Source organism: Aminobacter sp. LjRoot7 (assembly GCF_964252895.1).
Classification (GTDB): domain Bacteria; phylum Pseudomonadota; class Alphaproteobacteria; order Rhizobiales; family Rhizobiaceae; genus Aminobacter; species Aminobacter aminovorans_B.
The window spans coordinates 37,461-44,545 of record NZ_CAXUPX020000020.1; the positions used below are offsets into that span (position 1 = coordinate 37,461).

Here is a 7,085-nt window from a genome sequence, read left to right on the forward strand (position 1 = left end):
TGTTAAGACGCGTTCGCCTTAGAACAGACCTTCGATCTGGCCTTGTTCGTTGAGGAAGATCTTTTCCGACGACGGTGCCTTGGGCAGGCCGGGCATGGTCATGATCTCACCGCAGATGGCGACGATGAAGCCGGCACCGGCGGCAAGCCTGACCTCGCGCACCGGCACGACATGGTCGACAGGGGCGCCACGCAGGTTGGGATCGGTCGAGAACGAATACTGCGTCTTGGCCATGCACACCGGCAAATGGCCGTAGCCCGCCTGTTCCCATTGATGCAACTGGTCGCGCACCGACTTGTCGGCGATCGCCTCCGAGCCGCGGTAGATGCGCTTGACGATGGTGTCGATCTTGTCGAACAGCTTCATCTCGTCGGGATAGAGCGGCGAGAACTGCGAAGCACCCGATTCAGCGAGCTGCACCACCTTGTGGGCGAGCTCCTCAATGCCGGCCGAACCCTTGGCCCAGTGCTTGCACAGGATTGCCTCGGCACCCATCGAAGCGACATAGTCCTTCATCGCCGCGATCTCGGCGTCGGTGTCGGAGACGAAGTGGTTCATCGCCACCACCACCGGCACGCCGAACTGCTTCACATTCTCGATGTGGCGGCCAAGATTGGCGCAGCCCTTCTTCACCGCATCGACATTTTCCTTGCCGAGCTCTTCCTTCTTGACGCCGCCATTCATCTTCATCGCGCGGACTGTCGCCACGATGACCGCAGCGGCAGGCTTGAGGCCAGCCTTGCGGCACTTGATGTCGAAGAACTTCTCGGCACCCAGATCAGCGCCGAAGCCGGCTTCGGTGACGACATAGTCGGCGAGCTTGAGCGCGGTGGTGGTCGCGACCACCGAGTTGCAGCCATGGGCGATGTTGGCGAACGGGCCGCCATGGACGAAGGCGGGGTTGTTTTCCAGCGTCTGCACCAGGTTGGGCTGGACGGCATCCTTGAGCAGCACCGCCATCGCGCCGTCGGCCTTGAGGTCACGGGCATAGACTGCCGTCTTGTCGCGGCGATAGGCAACGATGATGTCGCCCAGACGCTTTTCGAGATCCTTGAGGTCGGTCGCCAGGCACAGGATCGCCATGACTTCGGAGGCAACGGTGATGTCGAAGCCGGCCTCACGCGGAAAACCGTTGGCAACGCCGCCGAGCGAGCAGTTGATCTCGCGGAGCGCCCGGTCGTTCATGTCCATCACCCGGCGCCACACGACGCGGCGGGTGTCGATGCCGAGCTCGTTGCCCCAGTAGATGTGGTTGTCGATCAGCGCCGACAAAAGATTGTGCGCGGTGGTGATGGCGTGGAAGTCGCCGGTGAAGTGGAGGTTCATGTCCTCCATCGGCACGACCTGGGCATAACCGCCACCGGCAGCACCGCCCTTGACGCCGAAGTTGGGTCCAAGCGAGGCTTCGCGGATACACACGATCGCCTTCTTGCCGATGCGGTTGAGGCCGTCACCCAGGCCCACCGTGGTCGTGGTCTTGCCTTCGCCGGCCGGCGTCGGGTTGATCGCGGTGACCAAGATCAGCTTGCCGTCCTTGTTCTTGCGCGCATTGGCGATGAACTCGGCCGAGATCTTCGCCTTGTCGTGGCCATAAGGCAGCAGATGTTCGCTCGGAATGCCGATCTTGGCACCGACCTCCTGGATCTGCTTCTTCTTCGCCGCACGCGCGATCTCGATGTCGGTCTTGAATTCGGCCATGACTCTCTTCCCTTGAGTTTGGTTCGATTTCCGCGGAGCCCTAGGCTCCCAGATTAAAAACGAGGTGCTGACTGGCCTGCCGCACGGCAGGCGGAGGCCGCCCTATTCGCCCTCAACAGCGCGATAGTCATCGGCTGTCGCGCGGCGCTGAACATAAGCGGACCGGGTCTTTTGAACGCTGTTCGACTGCTTTGACGAAGCAAAATTACGGCCGATATCGCTCGCCCTGCGGTTGCGATCAGATGAGACCGGCCAAAATACCCAGCCCTAAACCGGTCACAGCCCCACCTGTCAGCCTGACAAGCGGCGAGCCACCGATTGCTGCAACTCCGGCGCCAAGCGCCGCGCCTGCGGCATGAAGCAGTGCGGTCGTCAACACAAAACCCAGTGCGTAGCTCGTGGCGCTGCCATCCAATGGCATTTCGGCTACATGAGCGTGACCATGGAAAACGGCAAAGAACCCGGTCATCGCGAGTGCAACTGAGCCGGGAACGTTAGGTGCGATTAAAATCAAGGCTCCGATTATAATAACCGAGAGTACAATCGCAGCCTCCACTGCCGGTAGAGTGATGCCGCTGACGCTGACCGCGCCACCCAAGACCATCATACCTAGGAATGCAGCCGGCAGCAGCCAACGAAAGCAACCGCCGAGTAGGTATCCCAGCAGGCCCACGGCCGCCATAGCTAGGACATGGTCCAAACCGCCAAGCGGATGAGAAAGACCGGCGGCAATCCCATGTGCGTGACCGGTTCCGGGATGAGCCTGGGCCGCCGCGGTTGCAAGTGAGAACCCAGTCGTCAGAAAGAATCTGTTCATAAAGGCTGCTCCGATCGGGAACAAAGGAAAACCATGCCGGTTGAAGCCTCCCCCTAGGAGGAAGCTTCAACTCTAATGGATTAGGCGAAGTTCTTGGTGCGGGTGTCTCCGGGGTCATATAGCGGCATAACCGACAGCTTCGCATTCGATCGCGTGCCATTGTCCAGCAGGACCGTAACGTCCAGGCTCGGGACGGCGTGGGCGGGGTTTACAAAAGCCATGGCAGTTCCGCGCTTTCTGGTCGGCGAGAAGGATCCGCTGGTTACCGTTCCGATTTCGCGGTCACCGACAAATATCTTGTCGCCGGTTTCAGCTACGTCGCCGGAGAGAATGTCGAGCCACACCATCCGGCGGGTTACCCCCTCGCGGACGATTCGCTGCAAGGCAGCCTTACCGATGAAATTCTCTTTTCCAAACTTCACGGCAAACCCGATACCAGCTTCGAAGGGATTGGTACTGCGGTCGTGGTCCTTGCCGACCAAAAGATATCCGGCTTCCTGACGAAGGCTCTCCAGAGCGGCCTGGGCACATGGAACAATGTCGTAGGCCTGGCCAGCCTTCATGACCAGGTTCCAGATGGTCGGTCCTTCAGTCGACGCGAAATGGAGCTCGAAACCGGCTTCACCCGTGTAGCCCATGCGCGCAATGATGCACTCGATACCGGAAATCTTTGCTGGCCTGAACCGATAGTAGCCTATGGTCGAGAGGTCGATGTCGACCAGTGGCTGCAGCACGCGATTGGCCTTCGGTCCCTGCAGTGCAAGCGTTGTGTGCTTATCGGTCACGTTTGTAGTGGCCACGTCGTACGGCTTCGCCTGCTTGGAAATCCAGGCGTAATCGTCTTCTGAACCGCTGATGATCATATACTTGTTCTTGTCCATGACCCAGATCGTGCAGTCGTCGATCATCCGACCGTCTTCGTCACACATCGCGGTATATTGCACGGAGCCGATATTCTTCTTGGAATAGTCGTTCGTCGCGAGCATCTGAACCAACGGAAGTGCATCGGGTCCTTCGATCACAAATTCGGCCATGTAATCCAGATCACACAGTGAAACGCTCTCACGTGTTGCCAAATGTTCCCGCGAATGTCCGGCGCTATATTCCACTGGCAGCCAATAGCCGAACAGCTCGGCCATTTTGGCCCCATATTCAAGGCCACTGTCGTAAAACGGAGTCTTCTTCATGGCGCGTATCTCCTCCTAGTGCGCAAAACAAAAAGGCCCCCGACGGCGCTATCGCGCCAGTCGGGGGCCTTCAAATACCCCAATTCCGATGCAGCTATCCCGCTGCAGTACCTTTCTTATTTTCTTTTCGCGATTTCTGTCAAGACATTTGTCGCCCGCCGACAAATGAGCCGTTCTTACGCGAGATCTTTGTAAGCGATTGCTTGGTCGAGTTGCCTCCTCAACTAGGCTTCGGGGACAAAGCACGACGCTCGACTCGGCGTTCAATTCAACGGTGTCTTTTGGAGGCGGCGCTAGGCGATCGGATCGGGGTTGCGGACGAGGAATGGGGTTTGATCGGGCTGCGGCTGCCCCTGAGGAGGGCGCGGATGCCGACCGGCACAGGACAACCGGCTCTATTCGAGAGCATAATGTGGATGGCGCGGGCCGGGTCGCAGTGGCGACGCCTGCCCGACGAATATCGCAAGTGGAACAGGGTGTTCCGCCGCTACCGACGAAGGGTCGTGACCGGCGTGTTCGATTCCACTCGAAACGCTGTGAGATGGTCGAGAGAATTGTGCAGTCGGCATAAAAAGGGAGTCACGAATCGAGGCGCTTGGCCCATCGCGTCGCGGCTTCCCTACTAAACTCCATGCACGATGCGATGCCAGGGGTCGACCGCTAGGCTTCGTGCTGACGCGGGGACAAGCGCACGACACCCAAGGCTTTGGCCCTTTGTTCCGTATGCTTGCCGACCGTATCGAGGCATTGCTCGCCATCGGCAACGAGATCGCCTGCGCCGGCGTCGAAGCTGTAATCCCCTCCTAGACCAACCGCAAAAAGTCCTGCTCCGCACGACCGGCAAAAATACCGTTGGCGCAATCTCGTCAGCGCCTGTTGTTCAACGAAAACTGGCCGCCACCGCTAGGACAAAACAAAGATTCCTACCTCGGCTTCATAGCACTCGCCTATCGCGCGAACGCTCGTCTGCTCCTTTAGGCCGTGCGAGCAGCGCCAGGCTTGAGCGTCGGCACCTTGCCTGCCGTGGAGAGCGGCTACGGCGGACATGTATCTTGTTCTTCGGGGCGTATTTTTTTCGCCTGAACAATCGTCAATATGTCCCGAGGGGATCGCGCTGAAGCACGCGAACGTCAATGCCGCCATCGTTCGAGCCGGGGCCAATCTCACACGTAAAGCCTTGGTTTTGAAAGATTCTAAATAGCAAGATTTCGAACTCGCGCCATGTGAGCCGATGCTCTGGCCGCTTGGCGAAGTGCGAATACACGCGAGGAACGCGGCCATCGAATTGATCTCGTTTGAAGGATCTTCTTCCCCTCCGCTTCACCGCCTTCGTTCTCTTCGGCCTCGGGTTCGTTCGCCGCAACATGGGGAGCAGCAATCGCTCGACGTTGCCCTCGACGAGCACGGCGCCATCCGAGAAAAACAAATCGCAGTGGCTGAGCCTCAGATCCCTTTGCAGAAAATCGCGATGCTCTGTTTCCTGCGCGTAGAACGCGGAGAGGTTGAGCATTTCGGTGACCTGATCGTTTCCAACTAAGTCGTGCCGGAAGTAGCGGATCGGCTGAAAGCCGCGCTCGTAAAGGATGTGCGGCGAGTGCATCGTAATAATCGCCTGGCCGGCGAATGATCCCCCGACCTCACCCGGCATGACTAGCAAATCGAGAATGTTGCGAATGAACACCTGCTGGAGTTGCGCATGAAGGTGCGCCTCGGGCTCCTCGATGAAAATGAGATGGAGGGGAGCGCGCTTGTCCTCTTCGGCCTTCCAGCGTTCCTGAAGGTCGAGCACTTCGACCACCATATAAATCAGGTTTTTGAAGCCGAGTCCGTTGTAGGTGTCAGGCAGCATGATCGTCTGCGCGCCTTCGCCCACGATATAGTAGACGCGCGCGTCCTGCGTCATGATGGACGCGGGGTTTAGCGCCGACTTGATTTCGAGCTGTGGGTTATTGAGGCCGGGATAATCCAAGCGCCCCAATCGCTCCAACGTGTCCTTAAAAACTTCCGCAAGATGCTTGTCGAGGCCGACCTCAGACTCGAACAGCGCCTTAAGCGCCTGATGGTCGTCCTGACGCTGATCAAGATTGCGCTATAGTGGCTGGTATCCTTCCTTCGCCTGAAACTTCGCATCAAACTGCGTGTGATCGAGGACGAAGTAGCGCAGTTCGTGCTCGCGTCTCAGTTCCCCAAGCAGGTAAGCCGACAGCGATTTCGGCCATGGCACATAGTCGCCCGCGCCATGGTCCAGCGCGGCCGCCTTCGCCCGGCCATCATCACGAGCAGCGCGGTAACGCTCGATCAATTCGGCGATTTTCTTCGGCCCGAGTTCTACACGGGCGCCGACGAGCGTTCCGGCCCAATCGGTCGAAGGCAGGATAAAGGTAACGAGATAGAGGTCTTCCGCTCCTAACCTCGAACCAAAGGTCGAGCGAGACGGTAGGAAACTCGAACTCGGCGATCTCGTCCTCTCGTTCGCCGATCTCGTCCAGCAACGGCCAGACATGCGTGCTGAAATCATACAGCGAGAAGGCATCTTTACCGCCCGAGAGAAACATCTGCATCGCCTGCGTGGCAGATGTTTTTCCGCTGTTGTTTCGCCCCAACGAAAATGGAGATGTCAGATGCAAGCTCAACGTGCACGTCCCGAAGCCGCCGGAAATTCCGCAGTCGATAGGAATGTAGATGCATCGTGTCCCCCGGGGGATGGAGACTACCGGCTAACGACCGCGTGGGAATCTTAAACACACACACACGGATTCGGCCGTTTAATCTGGGGATGCGGGCTGTCCCTAGTGTCGTCGGTTTCCGATACAGCTCATGAGCGTCGCTTTCAGAACCCGAATCGCCGAGGCTGAATGTCCGAGATAAGGCAAAGCCTTCGTTCAGTAGGGGTGGCGAAAGCGACTGCTTCGAGTGGGATCGGCCATACCGTACCGCTGAACCTCTGTGCGTGACCGGAGGGAGCACAGTCCCGACCTGAACGTCCCAACACGCAACCCTTTTCAAGAGGCGTTAGATCTGCTGGCCGATCTGCAGCTCAAGCGCTTGTGCATGTCCCCGATCTCCCACCTTATGCGAGGCTGCCGGCTGCCGGAGCAACTATCATGTGCATGCGAAGGTACTGAAATCTCCCATAAAAACCGGGCAGTATGCCCGCGACCGATCGTCATGCACCGGAAAACGCAAGCCATGCCAATGGCTTAACGCGTTTCGGGCATGCGCTTTTATCTCGCCCTCTTATTTGGGGTCTGTAAGCGTCCGGTCCTGACACCTCGTTGGCGTAGTGCAAAATCGCAGCATGTGGAGTTCCTTCGTAGGATGGAGGATCTCCGGTGAATTTGAGACATTTCGAGAACACGGCGCGTAAGTCCTTCTGGGTGATC

Annotated in this window: 6 protein-coding genes; 1 reads left to right on the forward strand and 5 read right to left on the reverse strand. The window is 58.4% G+C overall.

Annotated features, from left to right (window positions below):
- Positions 1 to 18 precede the first annotated feature (18 nt).
- The 3 genes from ACSQ3E_RS30000 to gcvT form a co-directional block, all read right to left on the reverse strand.
- Positions 19 to 1,698, reverse strand: coding sequence for a formate--tetrahydrofolate ligase (locus ACSQ3E_RS30000; protein WP_436125430.1), 1,680 nt, complete (start codon positions 1,696 to 1,698; stop codon positions 19 to 21).
- A 238-nt stretch (positions 1,699 to 1,936) separates the two neighbouring features.
- A complete protein-coding gene (locus ACSQ3E_RS30005; protein ID WP_055980209.1) occupies positions 1,937 to 2,515 on the reverse strand; it encodes a HupE/UreJ family protein in 579 nt (192 codons plus the stop codon).
- 80 nt (positions 2,516 to 2,595) lie between these two features.
- A complete protein-coding gene (gcvT, locus tag ACSQ3E_RS30010; RefSeq protein WP_055980212.1) occupies positions 2,596 to 3,702 on the reverse strand; it encodes a glycine cleavage system aminomethyltransferase GcvT in 1,107 nt (368 codons plus the stop codon).
- A 281-nt stretch (positions 3,703 to 3,983) separates the two neighbouring features.
- On the opposite strand from gcvT, the gene ACSQ3E_RS30015 reads away from it, so the two are divergent.
- On the forward strand, positions 3,984 to 4,328 hold the full coding sequence (locus tag ACSQ3E_RS30015; RefSeq protein ID WP_409014729.1) for a transposase: 345 nt from the start codon (positions 3,984 to 3,986) through the stop codon (positions 4,326 to 4,328).
- A gap of 464 nt (positions 4,329 to 4,792) precedes the next feature.
- Here ACSQ3E_RS30015 and ACSQ3E_RS30020 read toward each other — a convergent pair whose 3' ends face one another.
- Positions 4,793 to 5,746, reverse strand: a complete 954-nt coding sequence (locus ACSQ3E_RS30020; RefSeq protein WP_436125432.1) for an AAA family ATPase — start codon at positions 5,744 to 5,746, stop codon at positions 4,793 to 4,795.
- 45 nt (positions 5,747 to 5,791) lie between these two features.
- Positions 5,792 to 6,004, reverse strand: coding sequence for a hypothetical protein (locus ACSQ3E_RS30025; RefSeq protein ID WP_436125431.1), 213 nt, complete (start codon positions 6,002 to 6,004; stop codon positions 5,792 to 5,794).
- Positions 6,005 to 7,085: the final 1,081 nt, after the last annotated feature.

Excerpts from the sequence above, each read along its gene's own strand:
- ACSQ3E_RS30000 (WP_436125430.1), bottom strand. The coding sequence starts at position 1,698 with ATGGCCGAATTCAAGACCGACATCGAGATCGCGCGTGCGGCGAAGAAG.
- ACSQ3E_RS30005 (WP_055980209.1), bottom strand. The coding sequence starts at position 2,515 with ATGAACAGATTCTTTCTGACGACTGGGTTCTCACTTGCAACCGCGGCG.
- gcvT (WP_055980212.1), bottom strand. The coding sequence starts at position 3,702 with ATGAAGAAGACTCCGTTTTACGACAGTGGCCTTGAATATGGGGCCAAA.